The following is a 23,362-nucleotide window of genomic DNA, read 5'->3' as shown; positions in this document are numbered from 1 at the left end:
TGCGATAAGGATGGCACGGGATTGGTTTGCGTCAAGTTAACGTTAACGGCAGTTTCGTGCCTGAGGGCCAAACGTCACCCGATTGCCGCAGATCACCCTTTCACCCGGGGCCGCAAGACATGCGGCATGGCCGGATCGTAAAGCGCAGAGTCTTTGAACTCCGCCACTTCGCCAAGCGCAGGCCCGACGAGAATCAGCGCCGTGCGCGTGATCTTTGCAGCGCGAACCTTTTCGTGGATGTCCGAAAGCGAGCCCCGGATCAGCACCTGATCCGGCCAGCCGACCCGATACGCCACCGCCACCGGACAGTCCGCACCATAGTAGGGTGCAAGCTGACGCTCGATCTCGCGCAGGTTGCGAATGCCGAGATGAATGGCCAGCGTTGCGCCGGTGCGCGCAAAATTTTCAAGCGTTTCACCTTTTGGCATCGACGTCGACTTCATCGAGACCCGCGTCAGAACGATGCTCTGCGCGATCTCCGGGATGGTTAGTTCCTGCCCCAGCGCCGCCGCCGCCGCGGCATAGGCGGGGACACCGGGAATGATCTCATAGGGAATGCCATCGGCGCGCAAACGGCGGATCTGTTCAGCAATGGCCCCGTACAGGGAAGGATCTCCACTGTGCACACGCGCAACATCAAATCCGTTTTCCTGTGCCATTTTGATTTCAGCGTGGGTTTCATCGAGCGTCATAGGGGCCGTATCAAGCACCCGCGCGCCCTCCGGCGCACAAGCCACGACCTCCAGCGGCACCAGAGACCCGGCGTAAAGACAGACCGGACATTGACCGATGATCCGCTCCGCCTTTTTCGTCAAAAGCTCCGGATCGCCCGGGCCTGCTCCGATGAAATAGACCGTCATTGCATGTCCTCCAGATGGCGGTTGCCGACGCCTTGCAAATCGCCGTCGATGCGGCGGGCATAACCGCGCGGCGTGAACATCCTTGGGCCTTCGCCAAGATGCGCCAAACGTGTGTTGGACGACCCGACCAGCACGACGGTCAGCATGTCCACCTCATCGACCTCAAGCGCATCGAGACGCCGGTAGCGGACATGTTCCGTCGAGCGCCCGAGGTTCGAAGCCAGCATGACGGGCGTGTCCGCCGGGCGGTGTTTCAACAAGATCTCTCGCGCTTCGGCCAGGATCGTGCGGCGCTTTTTCGAGACGGGATTGTAGAAGGCGATGACGAAATCGCCCTCGGCGGCAGCTTTGAGGCGGCGCAGGATGTCGTCGCGCGGGGTCAGCAAGTCCGACAGAGAGATCGCGCAGAAATCATGGCCCAAGGGCGCCCCGGCCCGCGCCGCAGCGCCTTGCAGCGCCGACACGCCCGGCGAACAGATGACCTCGACCCGCCGTGCGGCATCGGAGACACCATGCTCTTCCGGCTTGCGAGCGAGCAATTCGAAGACCAGCGCGCCCATGGCGTAAATCCCCGCATCGCCGGAGCAGACCAGCGCGACATTCTTGCCTTGCGCCGCTTGCTCAAGCGCGTAACGGCAGCGATCCTCTTCGCCGCCCAGCGGAAAATCGCTGCGGATTTTGCCGGCGGCGAGCGAACCCAGAAGATCAATATAAAGGCCATAACCGACCAGTTCTTCGGCTTCCGAGATCAATTTCGACACTTCCGGCGTGCGCCAGCTCGCCTGTCCTGGCCCGATGCCGACGACCGAAAGCCGACCTCTGGCGCGGCCTTTCAGCGTGGTGAGAGGCACCTCCGACCGGGTCAGCGCACAAGTCGTGTTCGCCGTCTTGCGCTTTTCCGCAAACAGCGTTCCACCCGCCGCCAGCGCCGCGCCTTCCGCGACGCCGTGACAGCCGACTTCGGCGAAAACGACCTCCGACGGATTGGCCAGACGGTCGGCTTGCATCTCCAGCTCCGCCGCCGTGAAAAGCCGCAAAGGCACGCCAAGCCGCGTCGCCAAAACATTCATCGCCGGTTCGTCCGCCTTCAGATCAATGGTGTTGACCGAGGCAATCGCCCCAAGCGCAACCTCTTGATCCGAAAGCATATCCGAGACGTTTTGCCAAAGCTCTTCCGGGTCGGCATTGCGCGCGCAGCCGACGCCGAGGGCGTAGCGTTGCGGATGATAGACGAGGCGTTTCGGTCCCGGCACATCCGGGGCCTCGGTCACGGACAACACCACTTTGCCGCCCTGATCTGTCAGCTCAAAAATATTTTCCCCGGAGATAGATACCCCCTCTCCGGCGAGCAGAGCCGCCATGGCAGATTTGGCGTTCTCGGGGTTTGCGAGGCGATAGCCCAAGGGCGGTTCGTCCAGTGCGATGCCAAGTGCTACGTCTCCGGCGGTGGTGATTGCGGCTTTCGCATCAAGGAGTTGCGCGATCTGTTGCGCCAGACGATTGGCTCCGCGATGGCCACCGAGGAGCGGCACGACGACGGAGCCGTCATCGGAGACGGAGATCACCGGAGGCTCGGTTGTCTTGTCGTTCAAAAGCGGCGCGACGGCGCGGATCAGGATGCCGGAAGCGCAAACGCCGATCACCGGAATACCCGCTGCGAAGAGGTCGCGCACATGGTCTAACGCATTGGGAAAGTTGATTTTTGCGCTGGTCCGACCTTCCCGGCCATGCAGCTCGGCGCCGAGAGCGTCGGCAATTTTCGCGGCGGTTGTCTCGCCAGACGCGCTCAGCGCCACGACAACAGGGGTCACAGCCATGGATCGGCCCCTTTCACGATGAGGATCATGGAAAAATACGGTGCCTTTTCAGGCGCTTGAGAGAGCGGCATGACGCATTCATCGGGCGTCGAAGCGCGTTCGATATAGATCGCCTTGTCGATCAGACCCGCCCCCTCTATCGCGGCCCGCACGGCCTTGAGATGACGTCCGAGTTTCATCACCACAAGGGTGTCACAGGGCGGTAGGATTTGCGTCGGATTTGTGTCGGACAAACGTCGGGCAAGTTCCGGCGCGGGGAGGATGGTCACCACCTCGTTGCGCGCGGCAAGCGGCAGGCCCGCGACGGCGGCGCAACTCATGACGGAGCTGACGCCGGGGACCACCTCGACCGGATAATCGGCGCGCAGACGAGCGTAAAGATACATGAAAGAGCCGTAGAAAAACGGATCGCCTTCGCAGAGCACGACCACGTCATGACCGGCCTCCAATTCGGCCCGGATGGCGACGGCCCCGAGATCATAGGCGACCTGCGCCGGAGCGCGGTCGACGGTCATGGGAATGTCCATGACGATCTCGCGCACACCGGGTACGATGTGACCCGCCGCGATGGAGCGGGCGAAAGAGCTGCCGCCCGCGAGCGTCGGATAGGCGATGACTTTCGCGCCTCCAATGAGGCGCGCCGCTTTGAGGGTCATCAACTCGGGATCGCCGGGGCCGAGACCGACGCCGTAGAGTGTTCCGGTCATTTCGTGAGGCTCCATTGCGTGACAGGCATGAAGGGCTTCCAGCCCGAGAGGCAACCGACGGGTTTGGCACGGGACACCGACAGGCGAGAAAGCTCGCCGCCAAGTTCGCTGCGCAGCGCAAGGAGCATGGCCTCACCCTCCAGCGTCACCGCATTGGCGACGAGACGCCCGTGCGGCTTGAGCGCGGCGAAGGCAATCTCGGCCACCTCACGCGTGAGGCCGCCGCCGATGAACACCGCATCGGGAGCGGGCAAATCGGCGAGGCCGTCGGGTGCTTTGGCGTCGATGAGTTTGAGCGCGGGGGCACCAAGCGCCAAGGCGTTCTGTGCCGCCAAAGCGCGACGGTCGGCACGGTGTTCAATACCGATGGCACGGGCATCGCGGGCGGCGCGCATCCATTCGATGGCGACGGAGCCGGAGCCGCAACCGATGTCCCAGAGGAGACCGCCGCGCACCGGGCCGAGTTTGGCGAGGGTCACGGCGCGGACCTCTTGCTTGGTCATGTTGCCGTCTGAGAGAAAGGCATGGTCCGGGAGGCCGAAACGAGGAAGCAGCGTTGCGCCCTCTTCCGCGATCAGATCGACGGCGAGCGTGTGGAACTCCGGCACCTCATGCGACCAGTCGGCGGCAAGGCCGTCAAAGCGCGCCTCCTCTGTTCCGCCCATATGCGCGAGTACCGTCATGCGAGAGGGCGCAAAACCACGGTCACGCAAAATTTGCGCAACTTCTGGTGGGCTTTCTGACCCTTTTGTCAAAATCAGCAATTGCTGCGATGCAGCAAGGAAGGGGATGACCTGCTCCGCCGGGCGGCCGTGAATGGTGAGGGTTTCGCAATCGGCAAGCGACCAGCCCATGCGACAGGCGGCGAGTTGGAAGGCGGAGAGCTGGGGATGATAGAGGATTTCGGAGGGGTCGAGTTCGCGACCGATCCGAGCACCGACCGAGTACCAAAGCGGATCGCCGGTGGCGAGCACGGCGACGCGGCGGCCCCGCAGGGATTTCAGATCGGAGATCAGCGCATCGAAGGGCGAGGGCCAGGCGCGGCGCTCGGCAGTGAGGGGGGCCGTCAGAGCGTGATGACGGTCCGCGCCGAAGATCACTTCGGCATCTTCGAGCACCGTGCGGGTGGCGGGGGCGAGGCTGTCGAGACCGTTGTCACCGATGCCGATGACATGAAGCCAGGGCGCGCTCATTCGCCGATCTCCGGCAGACCGACGGCAAGCGCGTTGACGGCGGCGGAGGCGATGGCCGATCCGCCGCGCCGCCCGCGGAGCGCGATGAAATCGCAACCGCGCGGGTTGGCAGCCAGTTCGGCCTTGGATTCCGCAGCGCCGACGAAACCGACGGGGAAACCAAGGATCACGGCAGGTTTCGGAAAACCCTGTTCGATCCGCTCCAGAAGGTGGAACAACGCGGTCGGGGCATTGCCGATGGCGACCACCGCGCCTTCGAGATGCGGTTCCCAGAGATCGACGGCGGCGGCGGAGCGGGTGGTGCCGATCTCTTTGGCGCGTTCCGGCACGGAGGGAGCGTTGAGCGTGACGATCACCTCGTTCTCTGCCGGGAGATAGCGCCGGATGATCCCGGCCCCGGCCATTTCGCAATCGCAGAGGATCGGCGCGCCGGATGTCAGCGCTTCGTGCCCGGCAGCATAGGCACCCGGAGAGAAGGCGAGACGGTCCGCCACCTCGACCATGCCACAGGCATGGATCAGGCGGATCGCGAGGCGCTCCATGCCGGGATCGAACCGGTCCAGCCGGGCCTCGCGCCGCACGGTCGCGAAACTCTGGGCATAGATCGCCTGCGGGTCCTTTTCATAAGGGCGCATGGCTCAGCCTTTGGGTTTGCGCGCGGATTCGGGGCCGAGCGGGTGATTGGCGTGCGGATAGACCGGGTGGTGGTGATCATGGGCATGATCGTGGTGGTGGTGACCGTGATCATGCGGATGGTCATGATGATGGTGATGGCCGTGATCGCCATGGTGGTGGTGGTGATCGTGGTGGTGGTGATCATGATGACGATCCGCCGCCTCAAGCCGACACAGACCCGTGCAGAACGTGTCGCAGAGCGCGCAATCGGCCACGTTGGAGCCCGGGGCGGAGGCGCCCTGCCCTTCGACGTGGTGATGATGGCTTTCCTGCACCGCGCCCAGCTCGGCCTCAAAACCCAGCACCTCGGTGCGGTATTTGCAGAGAACACAGGTCGGCGGCGGCACCTCGCTCAGCGCCGGATGGCCCTTGCCATAGCGCGACAGATCGGCGCTGCGCTCGGTGGGAGTGATCCGGCGCGGGGCCTCCCCCTCGACCGAAAGAACCTGCGTGCGATAGGGGCAAATGCCGCAATTCGGCACGGGGATGTCACCATCCTGTTCGAGTACCCGTTGGGCGAAGGTCTCAAGCACCTTCGGATGGTCGTTGAGATAGCCCGCCTTGACGAATTGAATGTCAGGATATTCCGCCGCCACCTGATCGGTGAAGCCGTAGATGCGGTCGATCAGGATGCCGGTGAACAGGAAATAGGGGAAGACGATGACGCGTTTGTAGCCCAGTCTGGCGACATGTTGCAGGCAGGGTTCGACCAGCGGGAAGGTGACGCCGGAATAGCCGATCTCGCACCAGCCGAACCCCATGCCCTCCCAGAGCAGACGCGCGATCTTGGCGACATTGGCATTGGCGTCCGGGTCAGAGGCGCCGCGCCCGATGACCACGAGACAGGTGTCGTGTAGGGGCATCTCGCCGAGGGTGGCATTGGCCCGATCCACGGCCTCCTGCACACGACCTGCGGCGGCGGCGATCATTTTGGGATCGACACCCAGTTCACGGCCATAGGAGACTTCGATCCCGTGTTTGGCGGCATAGGTGTTGAGCACCGTCGGGATGTCGTTTTTCGCATGCATAGCGGCGAAAAGCATACCCGGCACGGCGAGGATACGGTCGCACCCGGCCTCGCGCAGACGGTCGAGACCGTCGCGCAGCACGGGGTTGGCGAATTCGAGATAGCCGTAGTCCACGAGCCAGTCGGAGGGCAGCAAGTCGGGGAGTTTCTCTGCCAGAACGGCAAACTCGTCCACCGCGGCCTGGCTGCGAGAGCCATGGCCACAAATCATCACACCGGTTTTCATGGCATCAGGCCTCTTGCGGCTCGGCCTCGACCTCGGCGTCCGCCGCCTCGGCCTCGTCTTCTTTCTTGCCCTTGATGGCGCCCCAGATCGCGATGGCGATGGCGGCCCCGATGGCCGCACCGGCGAGCCAGTGATTGTGGCCGGCCATTTCGCCGAGATGCCCCGGATGCGCGAGCGCCGGGGTGGCGAGCAGGGTGAAGATGAGTGCTAGACTGCGGGTCATGGCATTTCCTTGTCTGTGACCCGAAATCATGGGCCGTCGTGAATTCAAGGAGGCTGGGACGTCTGACGATGCTGCGCGTGATCCCCGGTATGGGTCGATCCGCCACTGCCAACCTCTCTGGTCCCGTATCGGGACGTCGTCATGAAACCTGTATAGGCAGGGGCTGCGGCACACGCAAATGCTTTCGCAACCGCAGCGCGAACATGTGCGCTGGCGCACCATCAATGCGCTCGCAGGCCTGTTTGCACAAAAGCCCGAAGTGATTAGGTCGGTGACAGACACAAAGGAGACCGCGATGGGCTATCTGCAAGACGGCACCTGGCACGACCAGTGGTACGACACCAAATCCTCCGGTGGCCGGTTCCAGCGGACCACCACAAAGTTTCGCAACTGGATCACCCCGGACGGTGCGCCGGGGCCTTCGGGCACAGGCGGCTTCGCGGCCGAGAGCGGGCGCTATCACCTCTATGTCTCCTACGCCTGCCCCTGGGCGCACCGGACACTGATCTTTCGTGCGCTCAAAGGGCTTGAGGATCATATTTCCGTCTCCGTCGTGCATCCGGACATGCTCAAGGACGGCTGGACCTTTGACACGGATTTCGACGGGGCGACCGGCGACACGCTTTTGGGCAAGAGCTTCCTGCGCCAGATCTACATCGAGGCGGAGCCGCAGATGTCCGGTCGCGTGACCGTGCCTGTGCTCTGGGACAAGACGCGGAACACCATCGTTTCCAACGAATCCGCCGAGATCATCCGCATGTTCAATTCAGCCTTCGACGGGATCACCGGCAATACGCTCGATTTCTGGCCCGAAGATCTGCACACAGAAATCGAGACTCTGAACGCCCGCATCTACGACACCGTCAACAACGGCGTCTACAAGGCCGGGTTCGCCACCACGCAGGAAGCCTATGACGAGGCCATCGGCCCGCTGTTCGACAGTCTCGACTGGCTCGAAGGTCGTCTTGCGGAAAACCGTTACCTCACCGGGGACCGCGTGACCGAAGCAGACTGGCGTCTGTTCACAACCCTGGTGCGCTTCGACAAGGTCTATCACACGCATTTCAAATGCAATCGGCGGATGCTGAAGGATTACCCGAACCTCTGGGGCTACACACGGGAGCTTTATCAGATGCCCGGCGTGCGTGAGACGACGCATTTCGACCATATCGTGTGGCACTACTACTATAGCCACGACACGATCAACCCGAACCGCATCGTGCCGGTCACGCCGGAGCTGGACTTTGACGCCCCGCACGGGCGCGGCTGATCGCCCGATCACTCAGGACGCGGCCTTGCCGTAATGCTCCACCATGGCGGTCAGGTCCTCCGGGTCGACTTCCTTGGGCAGAAAAGCACAGGCATTGGCAACATGCTGGAAGATCGAGCCATCGGAGAAGAAACTCGAATTGGTGGTGAAGATCACGCGCGTGTCCGGGTGGCGATAATTGGCATAATCGGCGATGGCGAAGGCCGACCCATCGCCCAAAACAAGATCGAGCACGATCAGATCCGGCGCAGTGGTTTGCAGTTTTTGAATCGCCTCGTCCTGCCCCGCCACCAAGGACACGGACATGCCCTGGCGCTCCAGATGGCGTTGCCAGAGACGCCCGATCTCCGGGCTGCTTTCGACGATCAATACCTGCATGTTTCTTATTGCCCTCGGCCCCTGCCGCAAGCTGCTCCGCTCAACGCTATGTGCATGTGTGTGAATCCGCGACAACACCCTAACGAAGCATGAACGACAGGGTCAATCGGGTCCGTCGCCGCAGCACAGCGGAAAAAGCTAAGATTTTATCTTGCACTCTGCACAGGCTGCGGCAAAACACGAAGCATGACAGAGAGCACCCCCATTTCCGCACCGACCTGGATCACGATTTGCGAAGGCTGCAAGCGCCCCGACTGGGCGGAACGCGGTGAGTCGCAGACCGATGGCGCACGTCTGGCCGATGCCATCGAACGCCGTGCCGCCCCGGCCGGGATCAAAACCCGACGGGTGAGTTGCACCATGGGCTGCGAGCGGGCCTGCAACGTGATCGTGCAAGGCGACAGAAAAATCGGCTATTCCCTTGGAATATTTGACGGAACCGAAGCGGATGCCGAAGCCATCGTGGCCTATGCCCGGATGCACGCAGGCTCCGCCACCGGTCAGGTGCCGTTCCGCGACTGGCCACAGGGCGTGAAGGGACATTTCGTCTCGCGGCAACTGCCTTTGCCGACCGAAAAGGATGAAGACAGATGAGTCACCGGCGCGATCATGGTGGCGGACTGGATGCCGCGGTGGCCCGTTGGGGCGGAGAAAAATCCGGCTGGATCGACCTCTCGACAGGCATCAATCCGGCGCCTTATCCGATCGGCGACATTCCGCCAAACGCCTGGACAGCACTGCCGGATGCCGCAGCGCAGGATGCGCTGGTGCAGGCGGCGCGCGGGTTCTGGCAGGTGCATCATGGCGCCGCCGTGCTGGCCGCACCGGGCGCGTCGAGCCTGATTGCACGCCTGCCTGCGCTCTGGCCGAAAGGCAGAGTGGAGATCCAGCCGCCGACCTATAATGAACATGCCGGGGCGTTTGGGGCGCAGGGCTGGGAGGTGATGACCTCGGACCCGACGCGCAAAGCAAGTGTGGCGGTCGCGGTGCATCCGAACAACCCGGACGGGCGTCTCTGGCGGGAGGAGGAATTCACCGCCCCCGTGACGATCATCGACGAGAGTTTCTGCGACGTCATACCAGAAGAAAGCCATATCGCGCGGGTCCGGGGCGGGCGCACCATCGTGCTCAAGAGCTTTGGCAAGTTCTGGGGGCTGGCGGGGATGCGGCTCGGCTTTGCCATCGGCGCACCGGATCTGATCGACCGCCTGGCCGCTCTGATCGGGCCATGGGCGGTGTCGGGACCGGCGCTGGCCATCGGCACGGCGGCGTTGAACGATCCGGTGTGGGCGATCCGCACGCGAATCCGACTGACGCAGGATGCGGCGCGTCTCGACGAGATGATGGAAGGCAAAGGCGCGAAACTTGTGGGTGGCACGACACTGTTCCGGCTTTATGACGTGGGCGACGCCCATGCGGTACAAAATCGTCTGGCGGAACATCATGTCTGGTCGCGGCTCTTCCCCTATTCCCGGCGTTGGCTGCGGTTTGGCCTGCCGCCGTCGGATCGGTGGGGGCAATTGGAAACGGCTCTGGAGCATGCGCTGTGAGCACCGCGCTGGCGCTTTGTCTGGCCATGGTGCTGGACGCTGTGTTCGGGGAGCCGAAATGGCTTTGGGACCGGGTGCCGCACCCGGCGGTTGTGATGGGGCGGTTGATCGGCGGGGCGGATCGGCGGTTCAATTGCGGCGCGGCACGCAAGGCCAAGGGCATTCTTTTGGTGATCGTGCTGGTGATCGGGGCGGCGGCGCTGGGGCTGGTGCTGCGGCAAATTCCCTTGGTTGAAATCCTGCTCGGTGCGGTGCTTTTGGCGCAGAAATCGCTGGTCGAGCATGTGAAGGCCGTGGCGCGCGGCTTGGAGCGCTCTCTGGCGGAGGGGCGTTATGCCGTGTCGATGATCGTCGGTCGGGACACCTCAGAGCTGGACGAAGCCGCCGTGGCGCGCGGGGCCATCGAGTCGGCGGCGGAGAATTTTTCCGACGGGGTGATCGCCCCTGCGTTTTGGTTCCTCGTCGCGGGTTTGCCGGGGATTCTCGTTTATAAAGTGGTGAACACCGGTGACAGCATGATCGGCTATCGCACAGAACGGCATCGGGAGTTCGGCTGGGCTGCGGCAAGGCTCGACGATGTGCTTAATCTGATCCCCGCGCGGCTGACCGCGCTTTTGCTGTTTCCATGGGGCAAGCCCCTGTCGCTCTGGCGGGAGATCGTCACCGAGGCGCGTCGGCACCGGTCGCCCAATGCCGGGTGGCCCGAGGCCGCTTTGTCGCGCAGTCTTGGCGTCGCGCTCTCCGGTCCCCGCGCCTATCACGGCGAAATGCGCGACTATCCATGGGTCAATCCGAACGGTCGCGAGGCCACGCCCCGCGACATCGACGCCGCCTGTGCGCGGCTCTGGGCCGCTTGGGCCTTTGTCCTGATCTGCGTCGCCGTTCTGTCATTTGCGTGACGCCGCGCGCCCCGCTATCGTGCCCTCAACATGACTTTAAAAGGTAAATCCATGCGTTCTCTCGGCCTCGTGCTCGCCCTCTCCCTTGCCTCTCCCGCCTTTGCGGATGTGCCCTGCGGCGGAAATTTCTCAAGCTTTGTCAACCAGATGAAGCAGTCCGCCCTACAGCAAGGCCATTCCAAATCCGCCGTCGATCAGTTCTTTACCGCCGCGCGTCAAGACCCGGCCGTGATCAAAGCCGACCGCGCGCAGGGCGTGTTTCAGAAGAATTTCATCGACTTCTCCCGCGCGCTGATCAGCCAGAACCGGATGCAGAACGGCGCGGCCAATGCGGCGAAATACAAGAGCGTCTTCGACCGGATTGAACGAGACTATGGTGTCTCGCGCGGAGTGCTTTTGGCCTTCTGGGCGCTGGAGACGGATTTCGGCCAGGTGCAGGGCAATTTCAACACGCTGAACGCGCTGATGACACTGAGCCACGATTGCCGCCGTCCCGAGCTGTTCCAGCCGCAGGTCTTCGCCGCGCTGACCCTGTTCGAACATGGCGATTTCGATCCGGCCACGACGCAAGGCGCATGGGCCGGGGAAATCGGCATGGTACAGATGCTGCCGAAAGACATTTTGCAGAACGGTGTCGATGGCGACGGCGACGGCCATGTGCGGCTCAAAACCTCCGCGCCCGATGCGCTGATGTCCGGGGCGAAAATGCTGCGCCATCTCGGATGGCGGGCGAATGAGCCGTGGCTTCAGGAGATCGTGGTGCCTTCGAACCTCGATTGGTCGAAAACCGGGCTGAACCATAAAATGACCGTCAGCCAATGGGCCAAACTGGGCGTCCAACCGCGTTCCGGCGCGCTCGGCAACGGCAATTTGCAGGCCTCTGTGTTGCTGCCGATGGGGCGCAACGGGCCGGCCTTCCTCGCCTATCCGAATTTCGAGGTCTATTTCGAGTGGAACAAAAGCTTCGTCTATGTGACCACGGCGGCCTATTTCGCCACTCGTCTCGAAGGCGCGCCGGTCTATAACGCGGGCAATCCCGATGCGGGGCTTTCGGGCGCGCAGATGCAGCAACTGCAACAAAAGCTGACCAAAATGGGCTACGATGTTGGCGGTATCGACGGCATTCTGGGCGAGAAAACCCGCGAGGCGGTGCAGAGCGTTCAGGAGAAACTCGTCCTGCCCGCCGACGCCTGGCCGACAGCCGCGCTTTTGTCGCGCCTATAAATCAGAGGCTTTGGGGCAAACATCCGAGATGCACAGGCCCTGTGTTTTTCGCGGGGCTTGCTTTTTCTGAGTAAAATAGTTTGTTTTGCGCAAACATCTGAATAACCAGTGAAAGCGACTCGTCATGACTGCCCCCACCATCCGCCGCATGCGGCACGAGCTGAAATTTCGCGAATTGACCGTGGCCAAGGCCGAACGGCTGACCCCGCATATGATCCGCGTGACGCTCAGCGGTGCGGATCTTGCGGATTTCGCCAGCGGATCGTTTGACGATCACCTCAAGGTTTTCGTACCCGGTGCGGACGGCATGGCGAAACGCGATTACACGCCGCGCCGGTTCGACACCGAGGCGCAGGAACTGGTGATCGACTTTGCCGATCATGGCGAAGGCCCGGCGGCGAGCTGGGCGCGGTCGGCACATCCCGGCAGCGCTGTTCAGATCGGCGGCCCGCGTGGCTCGCGGGTGATCGAAGGTGAGATTGCCCATTGGGTCCTGATCGGCGATGAAACCGCGCTTCCGGCGATGGGACGCAAGCTCGAGGAACTGCCCGCAGGCGTGAAGGTGACGATGCTCGCCGCCGTGCCCGGGCCGGAGGACGAGCAGGAGATCGAGAGTGCGGCGGATGCGACGATCCACTGGCTGCACCGCCCTCTGGATCAGGCCACGGAAGCCAAGCCGTTTCTCGATGCCCTGTCGCAGATCGAACTGACAGCGAACACCTTCGTCTGGATCGCGACGGAGGCCGGGATCGCCAAACAGTTGCGCGAGGCAGTATTGGCGATGGGCCATCCTTTACCCTGGCTCAAGGCGGCGGGCTATTGGATCAATGGCGAGGCGGAGGCTTCGATCAAGGATCTCGATGCGCCTGCCGGAGGGCATGGCGGCGGCATGGGTCAGGGTATGGGGCGCGGTTAACCATGTTTATTGCATATTCCCGAGCGCGCTTTACGGTTTGGTAAGGAATCTGTTAGAGTCTGAAACAGCGAAATGAGACATTCTGTGTCATCATCCAAATGACCCGGCAGAGTTGCAGCTCCGCCGGGTCTCTCTTTTTCGGGTTACAGCCCGATCCAGAGGCGGACGATTGTCACGGCGAGCGTTGCCGCCGCAATGATCACCATCCATTTGCGAAACGAGTGTTCTTCCAGTGTCATCACCTCCTGTCACCGTAATGGATTACGGCATCGTTAGGATTAGAGACGAATTGTTGGAAAAGTCTTAAGAGTCCGCACCACCAAAGACCGCGCAACACCGAAGTTACGCAACAAGTGCCTCGGCCTTTTTCAGGTCCACAGACACAAGTTGTGACACGCCCTGTTCCTGCATGGTGACGCCGAACAGGCGGTCCATGCGGGCCATGGTCACGGCGTGGTGGGTAATGACCAAAAACCGCGTATCGGTGCGCTGGGTCATCTCGTCGAGCATGTCGCAGAACCGCGTGACGTTGGCGTCGTCCAAGGGCGCGTCGACCTCGTCCAGCACACAGATCGGCGCCGGGTTCGCCATGAACACGGCAAAGATCAGCGCGAGTGCTGTGAGCGTTTGTTCACCACCTGAGAGCAGCGAGAGGGTCGACAATTTCTTGCCCGGCGGCTGGCACATGATCTCAAGCCCGGCCTCGAGAGGATCGTCGCTTTCGACCATCATGAGCCGCGCCTCACCACCGCCGAAAAGGTGGGTGAAAAGCATGGAGAAATTGCTGTTCACCTGCTCGAAAGCCGTGAGCAAGCGCTCCCGCCCCTCGCGGTTCAAAGAGGCAATCCCCGAGCGCAGCGTCTTGATTGCCTCTTCCAGATCCTGCTTTTCTTTCAAGAGGGTATCGTGTTCCTCACGCACCTCTTTCGCATCTTCTTCGGCCCGAAGGTTCACCGCGCCAAGACTGTCGCGCAGGCGTTTCAGGCGGTTCACATCCACCTCGATCTCGGCATGCGGCGGGATTTTTTCCGGGTCGACGGCAAGCTCCTCCAAAAGCTTCGCCGGCGTGGTTTCCAACTCCTCGCGGATGCGCTCGATCGCGGCCTCGACCGTCTCTTTCGCGGCATCCCGGCGAGCCTCTGCAGCGGCACGGGTTTCGCGCGCCTCGGAGGCCAGACGCTCCGCCTCGCGCTCTGCATGGACGGCCTCCCGCAGGCTCTCCTCGGCCACTGTGAGCGCCTCGGACGCGCGTTTGCGACGGTGCTCCGCCTCCTCGATCTGCGCCATCAGGGCCTCGCGTTTTTCGGCGATTTCCTCGGGTTGCGCAGCGGCCTCGTAAAGCTCTTCCTCGGTCGCTTCCTTGCGATCCTGAAGCTCGGCAATCCGTTTGCCCGCCGTATCGAGACGGTGCCGCCAGCCGGACAGCTCCTTGGTCACTTCCTGCGACCGCCTTGTGCGGGCCTCACCTTCGCGGCGAATTTCGTCATGCGATGAGCGCTTGGTCATCATGGTGATCCGCGCCGCCTCGACGGCGAGTTTCACCTCTTCGATGTCGGAACGCGCTGCGTCGAGATCGGGCAGATCTTTCACCGCCTTTTCCGCTTCGCGCAGGCGTTGCTCCGCGCCACGGGCCTCTTCCTCATGACGCGCCACGGCGAGGCCCAGGTTTTCGACTTTACCTTCGGCCAGGGTCTTTTCGTTCTCGACCTTCGACAGGGTCCGCGCCGCTTCCGACATCGCGCGATCCGCATCGCGACGCGCCTCGCGGGCCATGCGGTCAGCCTCGGTCAGACGGGTCAGTTCGGCCTTGAGATGCTCATGCGCCTGCGAGGCCCCCTCCGCCTTGGCCTCGGCCGCAACGAGTTCCTGTTTCAGATCTTCCAGCCGGTTGAGCTGTTGCAACCGCAGCGCGGCCGCCGACGGCGCATCTTCGGCCCCCGCGCGATAGCCGTCCCAGCGCCACATGTCGCCTTCCATGGACACCAAACGCTGGCCGGGTTCGAGATCGGCCTGCAACCGCGCGCCGTCTTCCGCCCGCACCAGGCCGATCTGCGACAGACGCCGCCCCAAAACGGCAGGCGCGGTGACGTAATCTTCCAGTGGTTCAACGCCATTCGGAAGGTCCTGATCGTCCGGGTAATCCGGCAGAGTGACCCAGCCGGAGGCCTGATAGGTCTCAATCGCAGGCTGTCGCAAATCATCGGAAAGCGCGGCACCGAGCGCTTTTTCATATCCTGATTTGACCTTGACCAAATCGAGCAATTGCTTGCCGCCGATCTGATCACGGTCGAGCATTTTCGCCAAGGCGGCCACTTCGGCCTTGAGGGCCCCCACCTCGCCTTCGGCCTCAGAGCGCGCCGCACGGGCCAGAGCCTCGCGCGATTGCGCCTCGGTCCGGGCCTCGTCGGCCTCGATCAGCATCGCCTCTGCTTCTTCGGCACGGGCGACGGCTTCTTCCTGCCCGGCTTCGGCCTCTTCCAGTGCTTCAGCGGAACGCACAAGCGTCGACCGCGCCTCGTCCACGGCCCCACGGGCGCGATCCGCCTCGCCGCGCGCGCGGTCCAGCGTTTTGCGATTGTCTTCGACCAAGCGATTCGCAGACTGGTGCCGCGCCGCGAGACGGGCGACGTCTTCGGTCATCTGGGTCAGAGCGGTTTCACGATCCGCCAAAATCTGACTGGCTTCAGAAGCCTCCGCCGCCGCTTCGAGCAGGCGCGGCTCATGGCCGTCTGCGGCTTTGATCAGCTCGCGCTGCTCCCATTCGAGCCGGGCGATGGTTTCGCCCGCGTCCTTGTTGAGCTGTTCCTCCCGCGCCATATCGGCGACCAGTTGGTCGATCCGGCGCGACAGGGTTTCGATCATCTCGCGCGCGCGGCGTTCCTCATCGGAAAGCTGATCCCGGGACACGGTGAGGCGCTGCAACACAGCGGCGGCAATCGCCTCCTCCTCGCGCAGGGGCGGCAGGGCCTCCTCGAAGCTTTCCCGTTGCTTGGCAGCATCGCGGGCGAGTCGTTCGGCCTCCGACGCCTGCCGCAACCGGGTGCGCAGGATGTCTTCGGCTTCTGCGCGGGCATGATCCGCATCGCGCCAGCGACGGTAATGCAAAAGCCCCTCGGCATGGCGCAGTTCAACGCCGATCTCGCGATAGCGCGCGGCTTGGCGGGCCTGACGGGCGAGCGAGGCCAGTTGGCTCGCGAGCTGTTCGATCACGTCATCGACGCGGGCAAGGTTGGTCTCCGCCCCTTTGAGTTTCAACTCCGCCTCATGACGGCGCTGATAGAGCCCGGAAATCCCGGCGGCCTCTTCGAGGATGCGACGGCGCGCCTTGGGCTTGGCGTTGATTAGCTCGGAGATTTGCCCCTGACGCACAAGCGCGGGCGAATGCGCGCCGGTGGAGGCATCGGCGAAGAGCATGGAGACGTCGCGAGCGCGGACATCCTTGGAGTTCACCTTATAGGCGGAGCCCGCGTCGCGGGTAATGCGGCGGATGATCTCGACCGAGTCGCTGTCGTTAAATCCCGCGGGCGCGAGGCGTTCGGAGTTGTCGATCATCAGGCAGACTTCGGCGAAATTGCGCGCCGGACGGGTCGAGGCGCCAGCGAAGATCACGTCTTCCATGCCCGCACCGCGCATCGCCTTAGGGCGGTTCTCGCCCATCACCCAGCGCAGCGCCTCCAGGAGGTTCGACTTGCCACAACCGTTCGGCCCGACAACCCCCGTCAGCCCATCCGCGATCACGAGATCGGTGGGGTCCACAAAGCTTTTGAAACCGTTGAGACGCAGACGGGTGAAACGCAAAGGGGCCTCTTCCTGATTCTTTCTGAAAGAAAACTGTTCGGGAGGCACGCGCGCGAGTCAACGGGTCTACCCCGAGATATGGGGAAAACGGCGAAGTTATCCACAAAATATCGCGCATTCACGGGGCTAGGGGGACCTGACCTTCCGGCAAGGCCCCGCAAAACGCTTGACCCTGCCATGCTGCACGCGCCAAATAGGCGCGTCATGGTTCCCCGAGACAGGCGCAAAAGCGTTCGGGGAGAAATGGGAATGTGGTGCGTGTGATCCATCCCGGAGCACAAGGCCACAGCCGCCCCCGCGACTGTAAGCGGTGAGTGCCCGTCGGCATACCACTGAGGGAAACCTTGGGAAGGTGACGAGAGCGCTTCGACCCGCGAGCCAGGAGACCAGCCCTGACCACATAACTCAACCCGCCGTCGGGGATGACGGCCATGGAGGATCATTCGATGCATATCGAACCCGGTATTGTCACCGGTGCGAAGATCGCACTGTCTTATGCCACCGCTGCGGGCGCTGGCCTTTACACTCTCAAGGAAAGCATCGGCGCGCTGCGCGATCAGGGCGTGGGGTCGTTTCTTGCCCGGACCGTGATTTCGACCGCCGCCGTTTTCGTGTTCTTTCAGGTCCTGCCGCATTACCCGGTGGGCGTCTCCGAGGTACACCTGATCCTCGGCTCGACACTGTTTCTGTTGTTCGGGGCGGCACCCGCCGCGCTGGGTCTGGCACTCGGGCTTTTGGCGCAGGGCGTGTTTTTCGCCCCCTTCGATCTGCCGCAATATGGCATGAACGTCACCACGCTTCTGGTGCCTTTGTTCGGCATCAAGGCCGTTGCACAGCGCATCATCGCGCCGGATACGGCCTATGCTGATGTGTCCTACAAACAGGCGCTGGCGCTTTCGACCACCTATCAGGCGGGGATCGTGATCTGGGTCGGGTTCTGGGCGTTTTACGGTCAGGGTTTCTCGGCCGAAAGCCTTGCCGCGGTCGGCATATTCGGCGGCGCCTATATGACCGTCATCATCCTTGAGCCGCTGGTGGATCTTGCCGTTCTGGCGGGTGCGAAAGCCATCAAGGGGCTGGGCAAGACCGGTCTCGTGTCCTCGCGCACGCTGTCGGCGTGAGCCGGTGCCGGGGCTTTGGCCCCGGCGTTTTTCAAAGGATACTGATATGGCAGCGAAAATTCCTGCAACCGTCGTGACGGGCTTTCTCGGCGCGGGCAAAACGACCCTGATCCGGCACATGTTGGCGAATGCCGAGGGCAAGCGCATTGCCCTGATCATCAACGAATTCGGCGATCTCGGCATTGATGGCGACATTCTCAAGGGGTGCGGCGACGCGACCTGTACGGATGAGGATGTGATGGAGCTGTCGAACGGCTGCATCTGTTGCACCGTGGCGGATGAATTTATCCCGACGATGCAGAAACTTCTGGCGCGCGAAGACAAGCCGGATCACATCGTGATTGAGACGTCCGGTCTTGCGTTGCCCCAGCCTTTGGTGCGCGCCTTCAACTGGCCGGAGATTTCGACACAGGTCACCGTCGATGGCGTCGTGACCGTGGTCGACGGCAAGGCGGTGGACGAGGGGCAGTTCGCCCATAACGTCGCCGCCGTGGATGCGCAGCGCAAGCTGGACGAGAACCTCGACCATGAGACACCACTGTCCGAATTGTTCGAGGATCAGATCGCCTGCGCCGACATGATCGTGGTGAACAAGGCGGATCTTTTGGGCGAGGATCAGGCGGAAGCACTGGTGCGCAAGCTCAAGGATGAGGCTCGACCGGGCGTGCATGTGCTGCGCGCGACCATGGGGGCTTTGCCGGTGGATGTGCTTTTGGGACAAGGGATCGGCGCCGAGGGCGATCTTGAGGCCCGCCACGAGGTGCATCACCACCATCACGACAATCATGATGATGACGACCACCACGACGATCATCCCCATAAGCACGGCCATGACGAGTTCGAGAGCTTCGTGGTGATCCGGGCCGAGATCGAGGACCCGAAAACCTTTGCCGAACAGGTCGCGCAGGTGATCCGGGATCACGACATCCTGCGGCTCAAGGGGTTTGTCGCAGTCCGGGACAAGCCGATGCGCCTGACGCTTCAGGCCGTGGGGCCGCGCGTCGACAGCTATTTCGATCAGCCCTTCGGCACCGCGCCCCGCCTGTCACGACTTGTCGTCATCGGCGAGGCTGGCCTCGACCGCACCGCGATCGAAGCCGCGTTGAAGGCGTAAAGGGAAGGTCGTCAGTCGGCCTTCTTCTTATCCGCAGCCGCTTTCATCCGCGCCAGAAGTTCGGCTTTCGGCGTTTGCTTGCCTTTCGGCTGCTGGCGTTTGTGCTCGCCATGTTTCGGCGCGCCGGAGAGCTTTTTCGGCCCGCCCATTTTCGAATAATCCATCGGAGACCTCTTTGGAGTTTTCCGAGCAATGCCCCGAAACGCGGGGCGTGACAAGGAGAAGCGATGCATCTGCTCGCCGCCACCCCCGGTTCGATCGACGACGGCAGCGAGGCCGTGGACCTTGGACAAAGCCCCGCCGATCTGGTGGTGATCTCGGCGGCGGACACCGAGCTTGCGCTTTTGTCTGAGGCCCGTGCCGCGATGACGGAGGCGCCGACGCTGCGGCTTGCCTCGCTCCTGCATCTGCGTCACCCGATGTCGGTCGATCTGCATCTCGACACATGCGCCACCAAATCCCGGATGGTGATCGCGCGCGTGCTGGGGGGCGCGGGCTATTGGAAATACGGGCTCGAACAATATGCCGCGCGGTTGCATGAGGCGGGCGTGGCCTTTGTCGCGCTTCCGGGCGATGACAAACCGGACGCGGAGCTTGCCGCGCTTTCGACCGTTTCGACCGAGGATTATCACCGGCTCTGGTCCTATCTGACCGAGGGCGGAGCGGAGAATGCGGTCGCGTTCCTGTCCTATGCCCGCGCCATGCTCGACGGTGGCGAGAAACCCGCCCCGGCCAAGCCGCTGTTGCGGGCGGGTCTCTATTGGCCGGGCAAGGGTGTTGCCGATCTCGGTCAGCTTGAGAATCTGTGGACCGAGGGCGCGCCTGTCGTACCGCTGGTGTTTTACCGCGCGCTGGTGCAGGGCGCGGGGCTTGGCCCGATCAATGGTCTGATCGAAGCGCTGATGGCACAGGGGCTTAACCCTCTGCCGGTCTTTGTCGCTTCGCTGAAAGACCCGGTGTCGGCCGCCACATTGGAGAGCCTGTTTCAGGAGGCACCGCCGGAGGTCATCCTCAATTGCACCGCCTTTGCCGTCGGCACGCCGGAAAGCGGCGGCACGGACACGCCCCTGAGCAACCCCGCGACCAATGGCGCGCCGGTGTTTCAGGTCGTGCTGGCAGGATCGTCGCATGAGGCATGGGAGACGGGGACGAGCGGGCTGTCGGCCCGGGACATCGCGATGAACGTCGCGCTGCCCGAGGTGGATGGCCGGGTGATGACCCGCGCGGTGTCGTTCAAGGGCGAGGCCTACCGCGACGACGCCACCGAATGCACCATCGCCACCTATCGCGCGGAGGAGAGCCGGATTGGCTTTGTCGCGGAGCTTGCCGCCAACTGGGCACGCCTGCGCCACATGCCGCGCGCCAAACGCAAAGTCGCGCTGGTTTTGGCGAACTATCCGAACAAGGACGGGCGGCTGGCGAATGGTGTCGGCCTCGACACCCCCGCCGCGACGGTGAACACACTGCACCGGTTGGCGGCGGAGGGCTATGTCGTCGACGCCCCGCCCCCCGACAGCGACGGTCTGATGCAACAGATTATGCGCGGCCCGACCAACTGGCTGACGGATCGCGCGGCACGGCAGGGCGGCGTGCGGATGGCGCTTGCCGACTATCGCGCGCGCTATGAGACCCTGCCCGAGCCGGTGCGGCAAAAGATCGAGGAGAGGTGGGGCCAGCCGGAGGACGATCCTTTCGTGACCGCGGAGGGTTTTGCCCTCTCGATCCTGACCTTCGGCAATGTCGTGGTGGGCGTGCAACCCGCGCGGGGCTATAACATCGACCCGACCGAGACCTACCATTCCCCGGACCTCGCGCCGCCGCACAATTACCTCGCCTTCTACCTCTACCTGCGGCACAGTTTCGGCGCGCAGGCCGTGGCCCACATGGGCAAGCATGGCAATATGGAATGGCTGCCAGGCAAGGCTGTGGCGCTGTCGGAGACCTGCCTGCCCGAGGCAGTGTTCGGCCCGATGCCGCATCTTTACCCGTTCATCGTCAACGATCCCGGCGAAGGGACGCAGGCCAAACGCCGGGCGCAGGCCGTGATCATCGACCACCTGACGCCCCCTCTCACCCGCGCGGAAACCTATGGTCCGTTGCGCGATCTGGAGGCTTTGGTGGACGAATATTTCGAAGCCGCAGGCGTCGATCCGCGCCGCATATCGACCCTGCGCCGGGAGATTTTGAGCCTGAGTTCCGTGACCGGTCTGGACCGCGACGTCGGCATGACCGGGACGGATGAGGACGGCGATCTGGCCAAGCTCGACGCCTATCTGTGCGAACTCAAGGAGGCACAGATCCGCGACGGGCTGCACATCTTCGGCACCGCCCCCGAAGGACGTCTGGCGCGCGATCTGGCGCTTGCGCTGGTGCGGGTGCCGCGCGGCGATGGCAAGGGGCGCAATGCGTCTCTGATCCGGGCGATTGCGCTGGATTTGGGTCTGAATTTCGATCCGCTCGACTGCGATATGACACAAGCCTGCGGGGATGAACGGCCTGAATGCCTGATCCAAACCAGCGCCGACATCTGGCGGACGCATGGCGATACGGTCGAGCGGATCGAGCTTTATTCCGCACAGCTTCTGGACGAGGGATTGGACGCCCCCGGCCCCGCGTCACAGGCCGTGCTTGAGAACTTGCGGGCGGAAGTTCTGCCCATGGTCGCCGCCTGTGGCTCCGCCGAGATGGAGGCGCTGCTGACCGGTCTTGACGGGCGCTTCGTCCCGCCCGGCCCCTCCGGTGCGCCGACGCGCGGACGGCTGGATGTACTGCCGACGGGGAAGAATTTCTATTCGGTCGATGCCCGCGCCGTGCCGACACAGACCGCGTGGCAGTTGGGATGGAAATCCGCCAATCTGCTGATCGAGCGGCATTTGCAAGAGCATGGCGACTGGCCGCGCAGCCTGCTGATCACCGCATGGGGCACGGCGAACATGCGCACCGGCGGCGATGACATTGCGCAGGCTCTGGCGCTGATGGGGGTCAAACCGACATGGGATACGATGTCGCGGCGCGTCACCGGGTTCGAGATTTTGCCTGCCTCCGTGCTGGGCCGCCCGCGGGTGGATGTGACACTTCGGGTATCGGGATTTTTCCGCGATGCCTTCCCGCAACTCATTGCTCTGGTCGACAGTGCGGCGCGGGCCGTTCAGGCCCTTGATGAGCCCGAGGAGGACAACCCGGCGGCAGCACGGGCGCGGCGGGGAGAGGGCAAATCCCGTGTGTTCGGGTCGAAACCGGGGGCTTACGGTGCCGGGCTTCAGGCGATGATCGACGAGCGGATCTGGACGGACAAGGCCGATCTGGCGGCGGCCTATCTCGAATGGGGCGGCTATGCTTACGGTGCTGCGCAGGAGGGTGTCAGGGACCGCGAAGGGTTCGAGGCGCGGCTTTCAGAGGTCGAGGCCATCGTGCAGAATCAGGACAACCGCGAACACGACCTGTTGGACAGCGACGATTATTATCAGTTCGAAGGCGGGGCGGCGGCGGCAGTTGCGACACTTCAGGGCCGTGATCGCCCGATCTACCACAACGACCATTCGCGACCGGAACGCCCGGTGATCCGCACGCTCGACGAGGAGATCGGTCGGGTGGTCCGGTCTCGCGTGGTCAATCCGAAATGGATCAATGGCGTCAAACGCCACGGCTACAAGGGCGCGTTCGAAATTGCCGCGACGGTGGATTACATGTTCGCCTTCGCCGCCACGACCCATGCAGTTAAGGACCATCATTTCGATCTGGTGCACGCCGCCTTTATCGAGGACGATGACACGCGCGACTTCATCGCCGAGCACAATGCGCCCGCGTTGCGCGAGATCGCGGAGCGGCTGATCGAGGCGATGGAGCGCGGCTTGTGGCGGCCCCGGTCGAATTCGGCGCGGGGGCTCTTGGAGAGGCTTCTATGACACCGGAACGGATTGCGCCGGAGGAGGCGCGTGTGACCGAGGCGCTGGATTTGATCAGGACGGCCTTTGCCGGAATGGAGGGGCGTGTCGACCCACCGTCCTCGATGCACCGGATGACGCTTGCGAGCCTGACGGACGACGCCCGCACGAAGGAGCTTTGGGGCATTGGCGCGCCGCTCATTGCCTGCGTGATCCTGACGGAAAAGCCCGGACGGCTCTACATCGGCAAGCTGGCGGTAGCGGAAGCCATGCAGGGCAAGGGATTGGCGCGCGCTCTGATCGGGATGGCAGAAGACCGCGCGCGCATTGGGGCTGGATCGGTTGGAATTGGAGACGCGCGTGGAGTTGACGGAGAACCATGCAGTGTTCACCCGGCTCGGATTTGTCGAAACCGGGCGCAATGCACATGCGGGCTATGATCGGCCGACCTCGATCACCTTTCAGAAACCAGTGTGACGC

20 protein-coding genes and 1 riboswitch are annotated in these 23,362 nt (G+C 63.2%); of the genes, 10 read left to right on the top strand and 10 right to left on the bottom strand.

Annotated elements, in window-relative coordinates:
- Window positions 1-92: 92 nt before the first annotated feature.
- Genes cobM through NH195_RS13650 form a run of 7 tightly spaced genes read right to left on the bottom strand, consistent with a single transcriptional unit; the run spans window position 93 to window position 6,728 of the window.
- On the bottom strand, window positions 93-860 hold the full coding sequence (cobM, locus tag NH195_RS13680; RefSeq protein ID WP_066707927.1) for a precorrin-4 C(11)-methyltransferase: 768 nt from the start codon (window positions 858-860) through the stop codon (window positions 93-95).
- Window positions 857-2,677 (bottom strand): precorrin-3B C(17)-methyltransferase, encoded by a 1,821-nt coding sequence (cobJ, locus tag NH195_RS13675; protein WP_066707925.1) that lies wholly within the window; start codon window positions 2,675-2,677, stop codon window positions 857-859. The genes cobM and cobJ overlap by 4 nt, the downstream gene beginning before the upstream one ends.
- Window positions 2,668-3,384 (bottom strand): precorrin-2 C(20)-methyltransferase, encoded by a 717-nt coding sequence (gene cobI / locus NH195_RS13670; protein ID WP_066707923.1) that lies wholly within the window; start codon window positions 3,382-3,384, stop codon window positions 2,668-2,670. The genes cobJ and cobI overlap by 10 nt, the downstream gene beginning before the upstream one ends.
- Complete coding sequence (locus NH195_RS13665; RefSeq protein WP_066707920.1) at window positions 3,381-4,577, bottom strand: bifunctional cobalt-precorrin-7 (C(5))-methyltransferase/cobalt-precorrin-6B (C(15))-methyltransferase; 1,197 nt, start codon at window positions 4,575-4,577, stop codon at window positions 3,381-3,383. The genes cobI and NH195_RS13665 overlap by 4 nt, the downstream gene beginning before the upstream one ends.
- A complete protein-coding gene (locus tag NH195_RS13660) occupies window positions 4,574-5,212 on the bottom strand; it encodes a precorrin-8X methylmutase (RefSeq protein WP_066707919.1) in 639 nt (212 codons plus the stop codon). The genes NH195_RS13665 and NH195_RS13660 overlap by 4 nt, the downstream gene beginning before the upstream one ends.
- A gap of 3 nt (window positions 5,213-5,215) precedes the next feature.
- Complete coding sequence (locus NH195_RS13655; protein ID WP_066707918.1) at window positions 5,216-6,505, bottom strand: sirohydrochlorin chelatase; 1,290 nt, start codon at window positions 6,503-6,505, stop codon at window positions 5,216-5,218.
- A 4-nt stretch (window positions 6,506-6,509) separates the two neighbouring features.
- Window positions 6,510-6,728 (bottom strand): DUF6732 family protein, encoded by a 219-nt coding sequence (locus tag NH195_RS13650; protein WP_066707911.1) that lies wholly within the window; start codon window positions 6,726-6,728, stop codon window positions 6,510-6,512.
- A gap of 295 nt (window positions 6,729-7,023) precedes the next feature.
- On the opposite strand from NH195_RS13650, the gene NH195_RS13645 reads away from it, so the two are divergent.
- The gene (locus NH195_RS13645; RefSeq protein ID WP_066708056.1) at window positions 7,024-7,998 is read left to right on the top strand and encodes a glutathione S-transferase family protein; all 975 of its coding nucleotides are present in this window, start codon (window positions 7,024-7,026) and stop codon (window positions 7,996-7,998) included.
- Between the two features lie 12 nt (window positions 7,999-8,010).
- On the opposite strand, the gene NH195_RS13640 is transcribed toward NH195_RS13645, so the two are convergent.
- A complete protein-coding gene (locus NH195_RS13640; RefSeq protein ID WP_066707909.1) occupies window positions 8,011-8,376 on the bottom strand; it encodes a response regulator transcription factor in 366 nt (121 codons plus the stop codon).
- A gap of 186 nt (window positions 8,377-8,562) precedes the next feature.
- Between NH195_RS13640 and NH195_RS13635 the strand changes: the two genes are divergently transcribed.
- The 5 genes from NH195_RS13635 (at window position 8,563) to NH195_RS13615 (ending at window position 12,965) form a co-directional block, all read left to right on the top strand.
- Complete coding sequence (locus NH195_RS13635) at window positions 8,563-8,970, top strand: DUF1636 family protein (protein WP_066707903.1); 408 nt, start codon at window positions 8,563-8,565, stop codon at window positions 8,968-8,970.
- On the top strand, window positions 8,967-9,926 hold the full coding sequence (locus tag NH195_RS13630; protein WP_066707900.1) for a threonine-phosphate decarboxylase: 960 nt from the start codon (window positions 8,967-8,969) through the stop codon (window positions 9,924-9,926). Before NH195_RS13635 ends, NH195_RS13630 begins: the two co-directional genes overlap by 4 nt.
- Window positions 9,923-10,825 (top strand): adenosylcobinamide-phosphate synthase CbiB, encoded by a 903-nt coding sequence (cbiB, locus tag NH195_RS13625; RefSeq protein ID WP_066707898.1) that lies wholly within the window; start codon window positions 9,923-9,925, stop codon window positions 10,823-10,825. The genes NH195_RS13630 and cbiB overlap by 4 nt, the downstream gene beginning before the upstream one ends.
- Window positions 10,826-10,876: 51 nt before the next feature.
- Entirely contained in the window at window positions 10,877-12,049 is a 1,173-nt protein-coding gene (locus NH195_RS13620) for a lytic murein transglycosylase (RefSeq protein ID WP_066707895.1), read from the top strand.
- A gap of 124 nt (window positions 12,050-12,173) precedes the next feature.
- Window positions 12,174-12,965, top strand: coding sequence for a siderophore-interacting protein (locus NH195_RS13615; RefSeq protein WP_066707894.1), 792 nt, complete (start codon window positions 12,174-12,176; stop codon window positions 12,963-12,965).
- Window positions 12,966-13,307: 342 nt separating this feature from the next.
- Here the strand turns inward: NH195_RS13615 and smc are convergent, their stop codons facing one another.
- On the bottom strand, window positions 13,308-16,763 hold the full coding sequence (smc, locus tag NH195_RS13610; RefSeq protein WP_066707893.1) for a chromosome segregation protein SMC: 3,456 nt from the start codon (window positions 16,761-16,763) through the stop codon (window positions 13,308-13,310).
- Window positions 16,764-16,951: 188 nt separating this feature from the next.
- Window positions 16,952-17,172, top strand: a riboswitch (cobalamin riboswitch).
- Window positions 17,173-17,209: 37 nt separating this feature from the next.
- Here smc and NH195_RS13605 point away from each other — a divergent pair.
- Together NH195_RS13605 and cobW are read left to right on the top strand one after the other, a co-directional pair.
- Window positions 17,210-17,884: an energy-coupling factor ABC transporter permease gene (locus tag NH195_RS13605; protein ID WP_066708053.1), complete on the top strand. Its 675-nt coding sequence runs from the start codon at window positions 17,210-17,212 to the stop codon at window positions 17,882-17,884.
- A gap of 46 nt (window positions 17,885-17,930) precedes the next feature.
- Window positions 17,931-18,998 (top strand): cobalamin biosynthesis protein CobW, encoded by a 1,068-nt coding sequence (gene cobW / locus NH195_RS13600; protein WP_066707891.1) that lies wholly within the window; start codon window positions 17,931-17,933, stop codon window positions 18,996-18,998.
- A gap of 11 nt (window positions 18,999-19,009) precedes the next feature.
- On the opposite strand, the gene NH195_RS21555 is transcribed toward cobW, so the two are convergent.
- Entirely contained in the window at window positions 19,010-19,162 is a 153-nt protein-coding gene (locus tag NH195_RS21555) for a hypothetical protein (protein ID WP_198403431.1), read from the bottom strand.
- Window positions 19,163-19,225: 63 nt separating this feature from the next.
- Between NH195_RS21555 and cobN the strand changes: the two genes are divergently transcribed.
- Together cobN and NH195_RS13590 are read left to right on the top strand one after the other, a co-directional pair.
- Window positions 19,226-22,903, top strand: a complete 3,678-nt coding sequence (gene cobN / locus NH195_RS13595; protein WP_066707889.1) for a cobaltochelatase subunit CobN — start codon at window positions 19,226-19,228, stop codon at window positions 22,901-22,903.
- Window positions 22,900-23,322, top strand: a complete 423-nt coding sequence (locus NH195_RS13590) for a GNAT family N-acetyltransferase (protein WP_338012211.1) — start codon at window positions 22,900-22,902, stop codon at window positions 23,320-23,322. The genes cobN and NH195_RS13590 overlap by 4 nt, the downstream gene beginning before the upstream one ends.
- Window positions 23,323-23,362: the final 40 nt, after the last annotated feature.

Origin of the sequence: Celeribacter ethanolicus (genome assembly GCF_001550095.1) — a bacterium.
Classification (GTDB): domain Bacteria; phylum Pseudomonadota; class Alphaproteobacteria; order Rhodobacterales; family Rhodobacteraceae; genus Celeribacter; species Celeribacter ethanolicus.
Note: the sequence above shows the minus strand (reverse complement) of the source record. Positions and strands in the feature narration are given on the sequence as shown.